Below are 17,749 nucleotides of genomic sequence, written 5' to 3'. Positions count from 1 at the left end.
TCTTTCGAAAAAAAGTTGTGAAAATGTTTGGCGTTATCGCAAAAACTCCATACCTTTGCAAACGCAATTACAAAAGTAATGCACTTCGGCTCCCTGGCTCAACTGAATAGAGCATCTGACTACGGATCAGAAGGTTGTGGGTTTGAATCCCGCGGGAGTCACTCTCAAGGATGTGTTTTTCAACACATCCTTTTCTTTTTTCCCCTCGACAACATGGATTTTCGTACGCTGCATTGAAGGATAATAAATGCTGAATTTTCTTTACAAAGTGCCTCTCAAAACTCGCGTGAAAACAACCAACGGCAAAGTTGGTCGCAAATACGCGAAAAATGAGCGAGGTTTACAATTCATTGTTATTGAACGCATTACGCTTAATCCGCATCTTTTCATTTCATTTTTTACCCTATCTTGGCGACTAACCTATTGAGTTAAGCGTGTTATTTGCATGCTTTAATGTTGCTGAAGCATGCGAATAACACCTCTATTGCATGTTTCCAAGACCGTAAAGTCAATGTTTTAACTTGAAAAGACTTCTTTTTTGGTAAAATCAGCCCATTTTTGCATGTCGTTTACCTATTATTTTTTTCTATTTTGAAGATTTTAGATGACCGTTTTTTGGTAAAATAATAGGACAAAAACGACGAATGCCATGACCAAAAATGATACGAAATAAGAAGGCGGCTTGGATATGTTCACTGGCACAGGGTTTCCCGATTAACTTCCATCTCACATCCAATTAGCTACTTTGTACAAACTTCTCTTAAGTTTACTCACTTGATATTACTATATTGATCCTCTCACCCTGTTCCTCTATAAATCTGCATGCGTTTTAATATTTCAATGAGATCAGAGGTCTACATCCATGAAACAGTTTTCGTATGTTGTTAACAAATCGCAACTCACTGATATATAGAAAGATATAAGAATATGTAAATATGGAAAACATTTGAGTGAATAGGAGATTTCATGTGCTTACCAACGCTTTAATTTTTTAATCAAAGAAAACGCTTTGTAAATTCATAAAAAAACATTAATTTTACCGCATCTAAGGTAAATGTGTATATGAAAAAGTTTTTTATCATAATATTGGGGGTTGTTGCATGCTGCAATATCTGTTTGGCACAGTCTACATTTAAGTATAAGTCAGAACGCAATCCATGGGATACATACATTGGTGCAAAGGGTGGCGCCATGTATTGCAAGCTGACAAATGTTAAAAATAATCCGAAGATTACAGGATTTGGAGGGCTTTTTGCAGAATCTTTTCTGACCAAGCACTTCTCTGTTCAACCCGAATTCATGTTTGTACATCAGGGAGCAAACAGCGCAAAACCGTTCAAGAAAGATGCCCCAACGGAAAAATTTAATTACCAATTTAATTTCATCTACATTGACTTTCTGTTAAAACAGTACATTGGTAATCATTTTAGCATATATTCTGGCTTTCATACGGGGAAAGCAATATCCATGAAATGCAATGGAAAAACTATCAAGTCGGAACTCAACACCAACGATTTTGCCATTCCTGTTGGCGCATCAGTGACGTGGAAAAACTTGAGTTTGGATGCCCGTTACAACATTCCTATCAAGAAAATAGCCGAGACCACCAAAGCGAAACAACTTTTGGGACCTGCAAAGAACAACTCCATCATGGTGAGTTTAGGCTACCAATTCAAAATTTTCTAAAGATTGTCTTGGCTAAAACAAGAAAAATAGCAGAATGATTCTTGTCCTGCGAATCATCCTGCCATTTTCTAAAGCTCTATTCATCTTCTGTTGGCAATTGTGGGAGTGAGATATGAAATCTAACTGCAAGATAGCGAATGACACAAACAACCGAGAATACAGTAACGACAGTGACACTCACATCTACGCCTAAAGAATACATCACCCAATAAGTCACACCTCCAACGATACTCGCCAAGGCATAAATTTCTTTGTGGAAAATAACGGGAATATTATTCAACAACACATCTCGAATAACACCACCGGCACAACCTGTCATGCACCCCATGATGATAGCTATCCAAAAAGGAAAACCACAAGCTAACGTTTTTTGCATTCCTGCAATGGTAAACAACGCCAAGCCAAGGGTGTCGAAGGCAAACCATGTATTATCCAATCGTTTCAGAGACTTGGAAAATACAATCACGAATACTTGGGCGAATATCGTACATATTATATAAATAGAAGATGTCATCCAAAAAGGAGTGACTCCTAACATGACATCACGAATCGTACCGCCACCAATCGCTACGGCAATGCCACATACAAAACCTCCAAACCAGTCGAACTTCTTGGCAGCAGCGTGACGAATACCAGAAATAGCAAATGCAAAAGTTCCCAAAAACTCTATTACTTGCTGAAGTGTATAAATAAATTCAGGACGTCTGAAAAATAATTCAGGAGAATACATATTATAAAAAGAGGTATAATATTCTTGAAATCTTGCAATTATAAAGGACTAAAAATGAAGTTATTTGTTCACCACATTGGTAGGTTCCCCCTGCACGAAAGCTCTCACATTGTTGATGGCAATATTGACTAATCGCTTTCTTGCCTCCTGTGTAGCCCAAGCTATATGGGGCGTGATGAATGCATTGGGTTGCTGAAGTAGAGGATTATCTGCTGCTGGTGGTTCTTGACACATCACGTCAGCACCATAAGCAGCCAACTTCCCTGATTGAAGAGCCACAGCAACATCCGCCTCATTCACCAAAGGTCCACGACCTGTGTTGATTAAGATGGCTCCTTGTTTCATCTTTTTCAAGCTCTCTGCATTGATTAGCTCACGAGTTTCTGGCGTCAACGGACAATGTAAAGTTAGAATATCACTTACAGAAAACAATCCATCCAACGTTGTCTTCTGAATTCCTTCGGGTAAATCAACTGCATTCTTACTGGTGAAAGCATAAACTTCCATGCCAAATTCCCGCGCAATGTGTGCGACTTTGGTGCCAATATGTCCCAAACCAACGATTCCCAATGTCTTCCCCGCGACTTCAATCAAAGGAGTATCCCAGTAACAAAAATCAGGGTTTTGGGTCCACCTTCCCTCTCGAGTCTGCTGTGCATAATGTTCCACACGATTTGAAATCGCAAAAATGCTTGCAAACACCATCTGCGCAACGCTGTAAGTGCTATAAGAGGGTATGTTGCTCACCACAACATTTTGTTTGTATGCTGCTTCAATGTCGATATGATTAAAGCCCGTTGCTAACACACCGATATATTTTAATTGTGGTAGCTGTTGGAGTTCGTTCGCTGTTATTTTTGTTTTGTTCACCAACAAAATGTCAGCATCTATGGAACGTTCTACGACTTGCTCTTGCGAAGTACGATCATATATCTTCAATTGTCCAAACTCCTTAAGTTCCTCCCAAGATAAATCCCCAGGATTAGCACAATGACCATCTAAAATTACGATGTTATATCTTCTCTGTTGTTGTTTTGAATCCATCATTTATTATGTTTTAATCATTTGTTTTCTGATGTGGATGCGTCTTTATATCTGTCGCCCCAGCATTGAAGCATCCACTGATATAATTTCTCTTCGGCAGGACTGTGTTGCCCATGCCATATTCTATGATGCTGCAAAGCATCTGGTAAATACTGTTGTTGAACGAAATGCCCGGGATAATCATGACTATACAGATAACCATCATGATATCCCAAATCCTTCATTAGTTGTGTGGGTGCATTCCTCAATGGCAATGGAACAGGCAAATTCCCCGTTTCCCGAACGATTGACAAAGCCTTATCAATGCCCAAATAGGCTGAATTGCTTTTAGGACTGGTAGCCAAATACACAGCTGCTTCAGCTAAAGGAATCCGACCTTCAGGCCACCCAATTTTCATAACCGCATCAAATGCCGCATTTGCTAACAGCAAGGCATTGGGATTAGCCAATCCTATGTCTTCTGCAGCACTAATCACTAATCGGCGTGCAATAAACTGAGGGTCCTCTCCTCCCTCTATCATTCGAGCCATCCAATACAGTGCTGCATCGGGATCACTACCACGAATACTTTTGATAAAGGCAGAAATAATATCATAATGCATTTCACCTCCCTTATCATAAGCCAAGGGATTCTGCTGCAACTGTTGCTCCACAATTTGATCGGTCACCACCACTTTTTCTGTTTCGGCAGCACTAACCACTAATTCTAAAATGTTAAGTAGTTTGCGAGCATCACCCCCACTATAGCGAAGTAATGCACCTGTCTCTTGAAGTTCTATGTTTCGGTTCTTCAATATGACATCCTCATTCACTGCGCGTTGCAATAGTTTCAAGAGATCTTCTTTACCTAAAGGTTTGAGTAGATACAGCTGACAACGTGAAAGCAAAGGTCGAATCACTTCGAAAGACGGATTTTCAGTCGTTGCTCCTATCAGCGTAACGATTCCTCTCTCCACAGCTCCTAACAAAGAGTCTTGCTGTGACTTGCTAAATCGATGAATCTCATCAATAAACAAGATAGGTGAAGAGGTTTGAAAGAAATGATTACTCTTTGCTCGTTCAATGACTTGTCGCACGTCCTTCACACCACTGGTCACTGCACTAAGGGTATAAAAAGGCGTTTCTAACTTGTTTGCGACAATCTGTGCAAGTGTGGTTTTACCAACACCAGGTGGTCCCCACAGAATAAAAGAAGAGACGTGACCAGATTCTATCATCTTGCGTAGAACGGCATCCTTCCCCACCAAGTGCTGTTGCCCAACATATTCATCAAGCGTACGGGGCCGCATTCGTTCTGCTAAGGGTTCACTCATATCGTCTTTCCTTCTTCATTAGTCCTCTTAAAAGGATCTTTATCAATGGCTTTCTTTGGCTACAAAAAGCGCATCTCCATTATCGCAAAGATACGAAAACTTTCATGAACGAAAAGCATAAACTATGTTTTTTTGGCTTCATTCAAAAAATCGTAGGAAAAGTTTGTCAAATATAAATTAAGTATATATTTTTGCAGCGTGAGAAATGAGGAGGATTGATAGCGCAATAGGATGAGTAAAATAGCGTAATCCAAAAAGCTTTCACCACCTTCTAACCAATAGATTGATTAGTAATCAATAGCTTTCGTATTTTAGAACATTGTAATTAACAATTGAACGACGACTTAAAGATTTATGAAACAAAAAGATGCATTATCACTTAAGACACTGACCAAGAGCAGTGTGTGGGATATTCAAGAAAATGATGTTTTCAGGTTGTGGGAGGCAGCAGAAAAGGATGCTGACCTCAAGGATAACATGCGTCATTACTTAGATGTGATTCGAAGTGCATTTGAAATCGAAGAGGTAAAGATTGATAAGCCTGTAATCATCAAAAAATATGAAGAGAGAGGCTTTAAGGTTAAAGCTCTTCGCATTGATGGAGCTAATAAGCAAAAATACGCTATCAAGAAGAAAGCTATTTTGCGCGTAACAGATTTGAGTTACGAAAACATTAGACATATCACAGCCAGCAAACTTTTAGAGGTACTTGATCGTAACTTTGGCGGTGGATGGGACTCGTTATCGCAAAGCATTAAGGACATTATCGAAAGCGGATTCGACATCAGTACAACCACATTGCCGCAGAATAGACTGCATAACGCAGGAGGAATGTATGAGAAAAAAGTAAATGACGGCTTTGAAGTCTTAGAGATTGCAAAGGGTGCATGGGTAGAAGCTATCTTCGCTAAAGCGAAACCAGAGATGGAAAAGAAATCTTCTAAACTATCTTCTGCAAAATCTGATTCGGACGATGAATTCGACTTCAATGAAAAGAGAGCATTGGACGAAGGAAAAGACATAGAGGATAACGAGGAAGAAGATGACGACACGTTCGACGAAGACAAGCTTACTGAAGAAAGCTATCGCACCACATTTGATTCAGAGCCAGAAGACTTAGACTTAGAAGCTGAAGATGTAGCAGACGATGAAGAATTCTAAATCTTAACTTTTTATACACACAACAAATTATTATGAGAAGGTGTATCGATAGATACATCTTCTTTTTTTTATTTGATTCTAAGGGAGTGACATCAACAAACGACAAAGTTAAACAGCAATTTTCACTCAAGACAAATGGCAGAAGAATATCTAACGCAAAAAACTCTTACCTTTTCGGGGTAAGAGTTTCTATAAGTTGAGCGTTGATTGTTTCCTAATCTTTGTTGAGTCGTTTGCGTTCAGTATGGTCGAGTGTTGTCTTTCGCATACGCATACTCTTGGGGGTTACCTCCAAAAGTTCGTCAGCCTTGATATATTCAAGACATTCTTCCAAGCTCATCTCCACCTTAGGTATCACACGAGCCTTATCATCAGAACCGCTGGCACGCACGTTGGTAAGCTGTTTGGCTTTGGTTACATTGATCACCAAGTCGTTATCATGTACATGTTCGCCTACCACTTGACCCGCATATACCTCTTCTCCAGGGTCGATAAAGAACTTACCACGGTCTTGAAGCTTATCAATAGAATAAGCGTATGCCGTACCTGTCTCCATGGCAATCATACTTCCGTTGACACGACGTGTAATTTCGCCCTTGAAAGGTTGATACTCCTTAAAGCGATGTGCCATAATGGCTTCGCCTTGTGAGGCTGTCAACACATTGGTACGAAGTCCCATGATGCCTCTTGAGGGTATGTCAAATTCTATATTTGTACGTCCTCCTTGGCTTTCCATCGATGTCATTTCTCCCTTTCGACGCGTCACCATGTCAATCATTTTGCTGGAGAACTCTTCTGGAACATTAATGGTTAGCTCTTCAATAGGTTCGTAACACTTCCCTTCTATCTCCTTGTAAATAACCTGAGGTTGCCCCACTTGCAGTTCATACCCCTCGCGTCGCATGGTTTCTACCAGCACACTAAGGTGCAAAACTCCACGTCCGCTCACAATCCACTTATCGGTTGCATCCTCGAAGGGACGTACCCGAAGTGCCAAGTTCTTTTCCAATTCCTTGTTTAGGCGGTCGTTGATGTGGCGTGAAGTAACGCATTTTCCTTCCTTCCCAAAGAATGGCGAATCATTTATTGTGAACAACATGCTCATCGTTGGTTCATCAATAGCGATGGGAGGTAATGGTTCTGGATTTTCAAAGTCACATATCGTGTCGCCAATTTCGAACTTCTCAAGACCTATAACTGCACAAATATCACCGCTATCCACATGGTCGGTCTTCACGTGAGACATTCCTTCAAAGGTGTGAAGTTCTTTAATTTTTGTGCGTTCTTGCGTCCCGTCACGGTGACAAATGGTAACGTTCATCCCGCCAGTGAGTACACCTCTATGCACTCTTCCTACAGCAATACGCCCTGTATAGTTGGAATAATCTAAGCTGGTAATCAGCATTTGGGGTGTTCCCTCAAGTTGCTTTGGTGCTGGAATAACTTCCACAATCTTATCTAACAGATATTCGATGTTGTCTGTGGGCTGCTTCCACTCTTCAGACATCCATCCGTTTTTGGCAGAACCGTAAACAACAGGGAAATCTAATTGATCTTCTGTCGCATTCAAAGAGAACATCAAATCGAATACCATCTCATATACTTCATCGGGACGACAATTCGGTTTGTCCACCTTGTTCACTACCACAATGGGTTTTAGGCCAATCTCCAATGCCTTTTGCAGCACAAACCGAGTCTGTGGCATCGGTCCTTCGAAAGCATCCACCAACAAAATACAGCCGTCTGCCATATTGAGTACACGTTCCACTTCACCACCAAAATCGGAGTGACCGGGAGTATCTATAATATTAATTTTTACACCTTTCCAATTGATAGAAACGTTCTTGGAGAGAATCGTGATACCTCGTTCACGTTCCAAATCGTTTGAGTCTAATACCTGTCCACTGTTATCCTGTCCGTCACGGAACAATTTGCCTGCTAACATCATCTTGTCTACCAACGTAGTTTTACCGTGGTCGACATGTGCAATGATAGCAATATTTCTAATGTCTTGCATGTTTTAATCCTTAAAACGTTATTCCGTGCAAAGGTAATGCTTTTAATTCATAATTCTTATTTCATCATTCATATTTATAACTGCGGCAACATGTTTTTTCTATTTTTTTAATGTTCAGAAAGTGCCATACAGGAATTGCATGAGGACACGGCTCTTGCATTTAAGAAAGGTGATAAGAGCCGAAAAACAATTTTTGCTCTTTTGATTCAACAAAAAATTGTAAAGCAGAAAACGATTCACATGTCTTGCATTCATTGCTTACCTCTTTTACTTTGTATGTGGTAACAACAATGGCCTTCTATGAAAGAGCGACGTCTCTCATCACATGACCATCTGCAACAAAAACATCTGTTGTTTTTGTCCTATTATTTTACCAAAAATCGACCATCTAAAATCTTCAAAATAGAAAAATTTAATAGGCAAACGCTCTACAAAAATGGGCTGATTTTACCAAAAAAGATGTCTTTTCAAGTTAAAACATTCATTTAACGGTCTTGGAAACATACAATAGAGGTGTTATTCACATGCTTCAGCAGCATTAAAGCATGCAAATTGTTAGCCTAACTCAATGGGTTAGCAGTCAAGAAAGGATAAAAAAGGGAACGAAAGGACGCAAACTGAACGTAAAGCTTTCGATAGCAACGAATTACAAACATCGCTCATTTTTCGCGTATTTGCGACCAACTTTGCCGTTGGTTGTTTTCACGCGAGTTTTGAGAGACACTTTGTAAAGAAAATTCAGCATTAATTATTAGTCCGTGTAGCGTGCCGGCAATTTTATAGTTGCTATATTGTTGTTGCTTTTCGTTGTAGAAGTTCATTCCATGAAAGAGACGTGGAATAAGAGTAACTAAATGTTAAAAAGCGACTGCTTTCGGAGAAATTATGAATGACAAAAGTTGGATTATGAATAAAAAGTATTACCTTTGCACCGCATTATTGCATTATCATTAATTTTTAACAACAAGTTCTATGTATTTAGACAAAGCAAAAAAAGAAGAGATCTTTGGCAAATACGGAAAGTCTAACTCTGATACTGGTTCACCAGAGAGCCAGATAGCATTGTTCTCATACCGTATTTCCCACTTGACGGAACACCTTAAGAAGAACCGTAAAGATCATAACACTGCACGTTCATTGACGATGTTGGTAGGTAAGCGTCGCGCTTTGCTCGATTATCTCTATGATAATGACATTGAGCGTTACCGTTCTATCATCAAAGCTCTTGGCTTACGTCGATAATTATCAAGTGCATTTAAGCTTAAGGAAAATTAAAAACTCCTCTGTAACAATGGATTACAGAGGAGTTTTTTTATGTATCAAACATTCAAATTACATCACTTTCGTCTAAAATCTCCAATAGAGGCTTCATCACAAACTCTCGTTCATGCATGAAAGGGTGTGGAATTGTTAGCGCTGGCGTGTGGATATGTAGGTTGTCATACAACAAGATATCAATATCAATTACACGATCTTCGTAGACTCCATTGTGCGATTTTTCAGTTCGCCCCATAACCTTCTCTATCTTCTGGGTAGCCTCTAACACCTCTTCAGGACTCAAGAAAGTACGACAACGAATGCAAGCATTCATAAAGAGATGGTCGGACGAAAAGCCCCAAGGCTTTGTTTCGTATAACGAAGAGCAACGGTCAACAGTGCCTATCAATAGCTTTATCTGCTCTATCGCCTGTTGGATGGCTTCTTCTCGACGCCCCAAATTAGACCCAAGCCCTAAATATACAATGTGTTCTGTGGACATAGAGCGCAGATTTTCGATGACTAATCGTTCAGTATCAGCATCGAATCGCCATAACAACCAAACTTATAACCGTTCTTAACAGCCAAGTCATAAGCCTCCATCACTAACTCGTATCCACCGAAAGCTGCCGTTTCCATGAGCAAAGGTGACATACTGTGATAGAAATTGGCTATCATCGTGTCTGCCAAACCAAAATCATAAGGCGGGAAAATAAATTTACTGGTCCAGCCGTCATATTCTTTCAGCAGTCCATCGGTGCCAACTGCCGTCTCTGTAGCCTTGACGACACTTGTCCCAACGGCACAGACATGATGCCCCTCTTGTTTGGTTCGATTGACGATTTCACAGGCTTTGGCATCAATCTTCATTTGTTCCGAATCCATTTTATGTTTAGTCAAGTCTTCCACCTCAATGCTATTAAACGCACTCAAGCTGCAGTGAAGCGTGATATAAGTGTCATGTATCCCTTTAATCTCCATACGCTTGAGCATTTCTCTACTGAAATGAAGCCCTGTAGAAGGTGCTCTGACAGCTCCTTCATGCTTTGCAAAAATGGTTTGATAGTCTTCCTGATCATGCGCATCTGCATGAGGTACTTCACGTCGATTGATGATGTAACGAGGTAAAGGTGTTTCGCCGAGCGCAAAAAGTTCACGCTTGAACTCCTCATGCGGGCAATCGTAAAGAAATCGGAGTGTACGACCACGACTCGTTGTGTTATCGATTACCTCCGCCACCATCGTGCCGCTCTCATCAAAGAAGAGCTTATTCCCAATACGAATCTTACGGGCAGGCTCTACTAACACGTCCCAAAGGCGCATTTCCTGATTGAGTTCACGAAGCAAGAAGACTTCAATCTTGGCATCTGTCTTTTCCTTTGTACCATATAATCGAGCAGGAAATACTTTTGTGTCATTAAAGATAAAAGTATCACCTTCATCAAAATAATCAAGTACATGTCTAAACTCAAGATATTGCCCCTTGATATCTTTCCCTTTTTTGTCCTTTTGAAACATATCAATGGTCTGTGATTTTCGGTGTAACACCATCAATCGAGATTCGTCACGACGTGTCATTCGTGAGATTTCTTTCTTGCCTTGAGCATTCTTTATCTCATGATAAACACTATGAGGGTAAAGAGCAATGAGCTCTTCTGGCAAATTAAATTTGAATTGTGATAGCTTCATTGATTAATGTCCTTCATCTATTTCTTGTTCATTCAGCCACTCTTTGAAGTGGTCGAAATTAATACTATTCTCTATTGTCAATGCACCAACACGGGTTCTTCGTAGTTGTGTCAGATATGCGCCACTGTCCAAAGTGCGCCCAAGATCACGCGCAAGTGCTCTAATATATGTTCCTTTTCCGCAAACGATGCGCAGTTGTAGCTGCATGGTATTGGGGTCGAAGTGGATAAGCTCTATTTCATCAATACGCACCGTTTTCGCTTGCAGTGCTACCTCTTCGCCTGCTCGCCTTAAATTGTACGCTCTCTCACCAGCAACCTTGCATGCGCTATAGGTTGGAGGTGTTTGCTGTATCTCTCCAACAAAGAGTTTTAATACCTGCTCTATGCGCTCAAGCGTAATATGCTCTGTTGGATAGATAGCATTTACAGGATGTTCGCAATCGTAACTGGCGGTAGTAGCTCCCAATTGTATCGTACATACGTACTCTTTTGTATGCGCTTGTAACTGCTCTATTTGTTTGGTAGCCTTCCCCGTACACAACACTAAAACGCCTGTTGCTAATGGATCGAGTGTTCCTGCATGCCCTATCTTAATGCGCTTGATGCCCAACTTTCGAGATATGACATAGCGAACGTGTGCCAATGCCCCAAAGCTTGTCATACCGTACGGCTTATCTATAGCAAATATCTCTCCTTTATAAAAGTTCATGTTGTGCATTTTTGAGTTGACAAGTGATTGAGTTTTTCAACTCATCGGCATGTAAACGTTCTCCAAAGTATGCAACTCTATTCATTCACGTGTACAAAACAATTTTACTAAAAAGCCCCTCAACTTAAGAACTTAATCGACCATTGCCAAACTATGTCCCATCATGAGCCAAATCAAGATGAAGCCTCCGACAATGATTCGATAAACTCCAAAGACCTTAAAGCCATATTTCGTCAAGAAATTAACAAACCACTTCATTGCCAATAGCGCAACCACAAAGGCAACAGCACTACCCAATAGCAAGGTGGGGACATGAGACGACAAGGCATCTACGCCTCCGTTTTTGATGAGTTTGAATACATCAAGACAAGTAGCTGCAAACATGGTGGGTACAGCTAAGAAGAATGAGAACTCCGCTGCACGCTTTCTGGTTAGTCCTTGTGCCATACCTCCTACGATAGTTGCCATTGACCTCGACACTCCCGGTATCATGGCAATGCATTGGAATACACCTATCATAAAAGCTTTCTTATCTGTCAACGAGGTTGATTCTTGACCATGATTAAAGATTCTATCACAGAAAAGCATAAAGATGCCACCAACTACCAACATCACAGCCACGACAATGACACTCCCCAGCATTTTTTCAATCAAATGATTGGCTAACAATCCGATAACAGCAGCAGGAATAAAAGCCACCAATAGCTTCCAATAGAAATTCCAACGATGAATAAATGCTTTCACAACTGACGTTCCTTCAGGCACAGGAGTGTTATCTAAGCGAAAAAAACGCTTCCAATAAAGTGTCACCACCGAAAGGATAGCACCAAACTGGATAATGACAATAAAGGCATTGATAAACGGATCGTCTGCCTGCATGCCTAACAAGTCGCGGGTAATAATCATGTGTCCTGTCGAAGAAACAGGCAGAAACTCGGTCAAACCCTCAACGATTGCCAGAATAATGGTCTCAAGTAAGCTCATAAATCACACAACGTATTAGTCTTTTGGCTTTCTGATAATTGCAAAAATAATAGATACAAAGCCCAAGAAACATACTACTGGAGCCACTTTGATACGTCGCACACTAAAGATGTCTGGATTGTATGCTGTCTCCGTAGAGCCACTTCCACTCATCAACAGAAATCCGATAATCACGACAACGACGCCAATCGCCAATAACATAAAGTTGACTTTATCGAACGCAAAATTTCTTTTATCCATCTGATAGATTTGTTTATTCGAACCTACCTATATATAATAAGGTGGAGTTCTGAATTGATTTTCAACGTTATTTTCTTAAATCTTATATAAATCTCCTGCCTTCATTCGCAAGAATTTGTTTACCGAAATGTGGGCGCAAATAGCCGTTATTACGAGTCCGAACAAGAATACGGCTGCACCAGTAATGACCATGTCGCGCCAAGTTACAACGGTCAAGATACCTGGCTCGGATAGATACAACGCATAAATACAGCCCGCCAACACTGCATTGGCTATCAAACCAGCTATCAAACCTGTCCAAACGGCTCTGCTTACAAAGGGTCTGCGAATAAATCCCCATGAAGCACCAACCAACTTCATCGTGTGTATGGAGAATCTTCGGGCATAAATATCCAATCGTACGGTGTTGTTGATGAGGGAGAAAGATACAAAGGTAAGCAACAGTGCCAACACTAACATTACCAAACCTATTTTGGCAAGGTTGCGGTTCACGCTGTCTACTAATTCTTTCTGGTAATTAATTTGGTTGATTTGTGGATATTTTTCAAACTCACTCACTATCCATTTCAGAGAATCGTTGTTCGCATAAACCGATTTTAAGGTTACTTCGATAGATGCAGGACAAGGATTTTCACCATCTGTAAACTCAGATGGGTCGCTCCCCATAGCGGATGTAATCTCCTTCAGAGCTTGTTCCTTACTAATATATTCGAGTTGTTTGATATATGGACGCTTCTGAATCACCGCACACATTCGCTGTGCTTCAGAATTTGTCATCTCATTTTCTAATATCAACTGCACAACTAAATTCTCTTTTACATAAGAGGAAAGGTTTCTTCCTGTTAAGGTTGAGAATACAACTAACCCCAACAAGATGAGTACCAAAGCTGTGCTTATACAAAGAGTAATAGCCTGTAATCCATGATGATTACTGGTCTTATTTTGTTTCTTTCCCATTCTTTTATGGATATAATGCACCAAATTTCTCGCAAAGTAACAAAAAAATTAGGGATAAAACGATGCTTTAACTACTATTAACGTGAAAGATCAACAAAAATAACACCTACATTTCTGATTGATTTTTATTCATATAAGGGTGAAGGTTGTAGCACCCTATCTTAGCGATGACCACCACATAGATTCTTTTATGCCAAACATTTGAAACAAGTTCATCGTTAGGTTCAATAAGAAATCATTACTTCAACCGTATTCTCCATAGAGATTAAGGAGATTAAAGCAATGCCCCAATTTCTGCAAGTTATCGCCCTATTAGGCCTTTTCCTTGTCATCAACCTTTTTTCATCAGTTAGACTGGCTAATAAACTTCCTGCTTTCAAGCCTCGTGTTCCATGTCGCAGCTTATATAAAAGTACCTATTCATTGTAAATTTGCGAACTATATTTGTGGCATTCATATTTTTTCATTTCCTTTGTACGAGCAGAAAATGACAGCTTATCAAACTGTCAAATCTGCCTATTGAGAATAATTAGCGATGAAAAATCGACATACCATACTAACGATTACAGGTTCGGACGGAACAGGAGGTGCAGGAGTACAAGCCGATATCAAGACCATTACGGCTTTGGGTGGTTATGCTGTGTCGGTAATTACTTCTATTACGATTCAAAACACCTTAGGCATTCAGAGCTTTTACGATATTCCTGCCGACATTGTAGCAGGACAGTTAACGGCATTGATTGACGACCTTGAACCCGCAGTTATCAAGATTGGAATGGTTCGCAATAGCAAAACGCTGGATGCTATCATTGAGATGTTACATCAGCATCACGCTTCCACCATCATTTACGACCCCATTGTGACCTCCAGTCAGGGAGAGCCATTGATGACACGCGACATGATTCATGCCGTGAAAGAACGTCTCTTCCCGCTTTGTTCATTGGTAATTATGAAGCAAGAAGATGCTGCTGTGTTCATCAACAGTGCCGAAGTAACAAAAGAAACCATGAAAGCAGGAATGACACAATTTCTGAGTTTAGGTTGCAAAGGGGTTATGTTACATAGTGGAAACATGAACGACACGCTGATATGGCGTTCAGGTGAACAAATCAACCAGCATGAATTTCCAACGTTAAATCTCACAAACTCGCACGGACTGGGTAGCAGTCTATCTTCCGCAATAGCCTATTACCTATCCGTATCAACAGATATTCATGAAGCAGTATGCGAGGGAAAAAGTTATATCCAACAACAGTTGAGTCACTTTGGAGCCTTAAAAGGTCGAAGTAGCGAGCTGTACAACGAATTTATACAAGCCATAGAACTTCATTGTACCACCAATAACGATGTACAATTTTATGCCCATCGTTTGGGCGTAAGCAGCCGATATTTGGCACAGGTCACCAAACGAATTGGACAAAAGACACCCAAGAGTCTTATTGATGAGCACCTATTGACCAAGAGTAAATTACTCTTAGACACCACCAGTAAGACTGTTCAAGAAGTTGCATACGCATTAGGATTTCATTCGCAATCACACTTTAGCAAATTCTTTAAAAAGGCTGAAGGAATTACACCGAGTATATATCGAATCAATAAATAATAAACAAAATGACAGAAAGACAAATTTTAAATCGAAACTTAGCCCAGATGCTCAAAGGAGGAGTTATCATGGACGTTACAACACCCGAACAAGCTCACATTGCAGAAGATGCAGGAGCTTGTGCAGTAATGGCACTTGAGCGTATTCCCGCTGATATTCGTGCTGCAGGAGGCGTGTCGCGCATGAGCGATCCACACATGATTAAGAGCATACAAGAGGCGGTTAGCATTCCTGTAATGGCGAAATGTCGTATCGGACACTTTGCAGAGGCGCAAATTCTACAAGCCATTGAGATTGATTATATTGATGAGAGCGAAGTTTTGTCACCCGCTGACAATGTTTACCACATTGATAAAACCCAATTCGAAGTACCTTTTGTTTGCGGTGCCAAGAACTTAGGAGAAGCTTTGCGACGCATTGCAGAAGGCGCAACCATGATTAGAACCAAGGGCGAACCTGGCACTGGAGACGTTGTACAAGCGGTAACGCACATGCGAATGATGCAATCAGAGATGAGAAGAATAAAGGCTATGGCTGAAGACGAGCTGTTTGAAGCTGCCAAACAATTGCAAGTTCCCTACGAACTAATAAAGTATGTTCATGAAAACGGTAAGCTGCCTGTCGTTAATTTTGCTGCAGGAGGCGTAGCCACACCAGCAGATGCCGCCTTAATGATGCAACTTGGAGCCGAAGGAGTCTTTGTAGGATCGGGCATATTCAAATCTGGCGACCCTGTTAAACGGGCAGCTGCCATTGTTCAAGCAGTAACTAACTACAACGATCCGAAGCGATTAGCTGAGCTATCTGAGAACTTAGGCGAAGCCATGGTTGGCATCAACGAGCACGAAATAGAAGTGTTGATGGCAGAAAGGGGTAAATAGAGTAATGAGAATAGCCGTATTAGCTTTACAAGGAGCATTTGCTGAACACCAGCAAATGCTTCACTCTTTGGGGGTAGAAACATTCCAAGTGCGAAACAAGTGCGATTGGGAAAAGCCCAAAGATGGCCTTATTCTCCCCGGAGGAGAGAGTACAACCATGACAAAACTCTTGAATGAGTTGGATTTACTGTTACCTATTCAGGAAGAAATCAGCCAAGGATTGCCCGTGTTTGGTACTTGCGCTGGATTGATCATGTTGGCTCGTAAAGAGAACGGAAAGCCATCAAACCGACTTTCTACCATGGATATTGACGTTTGTAGAAATGCTTATGGAAGACAATTAGGGAGTTTTCATACAGAAGAAGCTTTCAAGGGAATCGAAGGAACGGTACCCATGACCTTTATCCGCGCACCTTATATCAATGAAGTATTTGGAGATGCAGAAATATTGGCAACCGTTGATGGGAATATTGTCGCAGCAAGGCAGCATCACCAAATGGTAACAGCCTTTCATCCAGAATTGGATAATGACACCAGAGTTCACGCTTATTTCTTGAATAGCATTCTGAAAAGGTAGGTCAGCTACTCGCTGATCTACCCCATAAAATTGTAACAACTCGCTTAGGGCTGTTATAATTTTCCAATAATCCCAGCCTTTGTCGCTTGTATAAAGCGCACTATCTCATTAATTTCCGCACCATTAGGCACCTGTTCTTGTACTTGTAGAACGGCATCGAACACGCTTGTCTGACCATGGAACACCAATCTATAAGCATTGGCTATGTGTTTTTGCACCCTTTCTGAGATGCCATAGCTTTGTAACATCATACTGTTCAGTCCAGCATATTTAGCAGGTATGCCACCAGCAATAATATATGGTGGAACATCTTGATAGAGAGTAGTGCCTGCTTGTATCATGGCATAATCACCAATGCGTGTGTTTTCGCTTTCGATGACACTTGAACTAAAGATCACCCCATTCCCTATTTCGCAGTTACCTGATATCTTTGTTCCATATCCCAACACACACTGGTTTCCCATTTTTGTGTCATGAGAGATATGCGAGCCTTCCATGAGGAAGTTTTCATGACCTATAATGGTTTGTCCACCTTGATGAGTAGCTCGGTTTATCACTACATTTTCTCGAATGATATTATGGTCGCCAATGCGCAATTCGGTATCATCGCCTTTGAATTCAAAGTCTTGTGGAACCGCTCCTAACACGGAACCTTGATAAACCTGATTATCATTACCCATACGAGTTCCATGCATAATACTCACAAAGGGATACACCACGCAGTTGTCACCTATCACCACATCATCCTCGATATATGCAAATGGATATATCTTACAATTGTTCCCTATCTTTGCACCTTGTGCTATTTGCGCTTTTTCACTGATGTCGCTTGCCATATCTGTTAATGATCATTGAATGAATAAATAAATTGGTAAGGCTCATGAAATATTCACTTCTTG

17 protein-coding genes and 1 tRNA gene are annotated in these 17,749 nt (G+C 40.7%); 7 read left to right on the top strand and 11 right to left on the bottom strand.

The genetic code is table 11. The features are described 5' to 3' along the window. The first annotated feature begins 87 nt into the window (after window positions 1-87). Both BN35_RS03370 and BN35_RS03365 read left to right on the top strand, forming a co-directional pair. A tRNA-Arg gene (locus BN35_RS03370) sits at window positions 88-161 on the top strand. A gap of 901 nt (window positions 162-1,062) precedes the next feature. Beyond that, complete coding sequence (locus BN35_RS03365) at window positions 1,063-1,686, top strand: outer membrane beta-barrel protein (protein WP_025072113.1); 624 nt, start codon at window positions 1,063-1,065, stop codon at window positions 1,684-1,686. A gap of 76 nt (window positions 1,687-1,762) precedes the next feature. On the opposite strand, the gene BN35_RS03360 is transcribed toward BN35_RS03365, so the two are convergent. Genes BN35_RS03360 through BN35_RS03350 form a run of 3 tightly spaced genes read right to left on the bottom strand, consistent with a single transcriptional unit; the run spans window position 1,763 to window position 4,773 of the window. Then, a complete protein-coding gene (locus BN35_RS03360; RefSeq protein WP_036893293.1) occupies window positions 1,763-2,416 on the bottom strand; it encodes a trimeric intracellular cation channel family protein in 654 nt (217 codons plus the stop codon). A gap of 60 nt (window positions 2,417-2,476) precedes the next feature. Beyond that, entirely contained in the window at window positions 2,477-3,463 is a 987-nt protein-coding gene (locus tag BN35_RS03355) for a D-2-hydroxyacid dehydrogenase (protein WP_044071175.1), read from the bottom strand. 14 nt (window positions 3,464-3,477) lie between these two features. After that, window positions 3,478-4,773: a replication-associated recombination protein A gene (locus BN35_RS03350; protein WP_025072115.1), complete on the bottom strand. Its 1,296-nt coding sequence runs from the start codon at window positions 4,771-4,773 to the stop codon at window positions 3,478-3,480. Between the two features lie 354 nt (window positions 4,774-5,127). On the opposite strand from BN35_RS03350, the gene BN35_RS03345 reads away from it, so the two are divergent. Continuing rightward, window positions 5,128-5,934 carry a hypothetical protein gene (locus tag BN35_RS03345; protein ID WP_028900963.1) on the top strand — a complete coding sequence of 269 codons (807 nt, stop codon included), beginning with the start codon at window positions 5,128-5,130 and terminating at the stop codon, window positions 5,932-5,934. A gap of 214 nt (window positions 5,935-6,148) precedes the next feature. Here BN35_RS03345 and typA read toward each other — a convergent pair whose 3' ends face one another. Then, entirely contained in the window at window positions 6,149-7,951 is a 1,803-nt protein-coding gene (typA, locus tag BN35_RS03340; RefSeq protein WP_028900964.1) for a translational GTPase TypA, read from the bottom strand. A 972-nt stretch (window positions 7,952-8,923) separates the two neighbouring features. Between typA and rpsO the strand changes: the two genes are divergently transcribed. Then, window positions 8,924-9,193, top strand: a complete 270-nt coding sequence (gene rpsO, locus BN35_RS03330) for a 30S ribosomal protein S15 (RefSeq protein ID WP_008122789.1) — start codon at window positions 8,924-8,926, stop codon at window positions 9,191-9,193. Window positions 9,194-9,278: 85 nt separating this feature from the next. On the opposite strand, the gene folK is transcribed toward rpsO, so the two are convergent. The 6 genes from folK to BN35_RS03300 all read right to left on the bottom strand — a co-directional run bounded on the left by folK (window position 9,279) and on the right by BN35_RS03300 (window position 13,789). Then, the gene (gene folK, locus BN35_RS03325) at window positions 9,279-9,710 is read right to left on the bottom strand and encodes a 2-amino-4-hydroxy-6-hydroxymethyldihydropteridine diphosphokinase (protein ID WP_025072117.1); all 432 of its coding nucleotides are present in this window, start codon (window positions 9,708-9,710) and stop codon (window positions 9,279-9,281) included. A gap of 20 nt (window positions 9,711-9,730) precedes the next feature. Beyond that, complete coding sequence (queA, locus tag BN35_RS03320; protein WP_025072118.1) at window positions 9,731-10,897, bottom strand: tRNA preQ1(34) S-adenosylmethionine ribosyltransferase-isomerase QueA; 1,167 nt, start codon at window positions 10,895-10,897, stop codon at window positions 9,731-9,733. A gap of 3 nt (window positions 10,898-10,900) precedes the next feature. Continuing rightward, on the bottom strand, window positions 10,901-11,608 hold the full coding sequence (truB, locus tag BN35_RS03315) for a tRNA pseudouridine(55) synthase TruB (RefSeq protein WP_025072119.1): 708 nt from the start codon (window positions 11,606-11,608) through the stop codon (window positions 10,901-10,903). Window positions 11,609-11,740: 132 nt separating this feature from the next. Next, complete coding sequence (locus BN35_RS03310) at window positions 11,741-12,592, bottom strand: undecaprenyl-diphosphate phosphatase (protein WP_025072120.1); 852 nt, start codon at window positions 12,590-12,592, stop codon at window positions 11,741-11,743. A gap of 15 nt (window positions 12,593-12,607) precedes the next feature. After that, window positions 12,608-12,832: a DUF3098 domain-containing protein gene (locus BN35_RS03305; RefSeq protein WP_008122798.1), complete on the bottom strand. Its 225-nt coding sequence runs from the start codon at window positions 12,830-12,832 to the stop codon at window positions 12,608-12,610. Between the two features lie 75 nt (window positions 12,833-12,907). After that, window positions 12,908-13,789, bottom strand: coding sequence for a cell division protein FtsX (locus BN35_RS03300; RefSeq protein ID WP_025072121.1), 882 nt, complete (start codon window positions 13,787-13,789; stop codon window positions 12,908-12,910). A gap of 535 nt (window positions 13,790-14,324) precedes the next feature. On the opposite strand from BN35_RS03300, the gene BN35_RS03295 reads away from it, so the two are divergent. From BN35_RS03295 to pdxT, 3 genes are read left to right on the top strand one after another with little or no spacing between them, the layout of a single operon-like run. Then, entirely contained in the window at window positions 14,325-15,392 is a 1,068-nt protein-coding gene (locus tag BN35_RS03295) for a hydroxymethylpyrimidine/phosphomethylpyrimidine kinase (protein ID WP_025072122.1), read from the top strand. An 8-nt stretch (window positions 15,393-15,400) separates the two neighbouring features. Beyond that, window positions 15,401-16,273: a pyridoxal 5'-phosphate synthase lyase subunit PdxS gene (gene pdxS, locus BN35_RS03290; RefSeq protein WP_008122804.1), complete on the top strand. Its 873-nt coding sequence runs from the start codon at window positions 15,401-15,403 to the stop codon at window positions 16,271-16,273. Between the two features lie 4 nt (window positions 16,274-16,277). Beyond that, a complete protein-coding gene (gene pdxT / locus BN35_RS03285; RefSeq protein WP_025072123.1) occupies window positions 16,278-16,850 on the top strand; it encodes a pyridoxal 5'-phosphate synthase glutaminase subunit PdxT in 573 nt (190 codons plus the stop codon). 53 nt (window positions 16,851-16,903) lie between these two features. On the opposite strand, the gene lpxA is transcribed toward pdxT, so the two are convergent. Continuing rightward, window positions 16,904-17,686 (bottom strand): acyl-ACP--UDP-N-acetylglucosamine O-acyltransferase, encoded by a 783-nt coding sequence (gene lpxA / locus BN35_RS03280; protein ID WP_025072124.1) that lies wholly within the window; start codon window positions 17,684-17,686, stop codon window positions 16,904-16,906. Between the last annotated feature and the right edge of the window lie 63 nt (window positions 17,687-17,749).

This window comes from Hoylesella timonensis 4401737 = DSM 22865 = JCM 15640, from assembly GCF_000455445.1.
GTDB lineage: Bacteria > Bacteroidota > Bacteroidia > Bacteroidales > Bacteroidaceae > Prevotella > Prevotella timonensis.
Note: the sequence above shows the minus strand (reverse complement) of the source record. Positions and strands in the feature narration are given on the sequence as shown.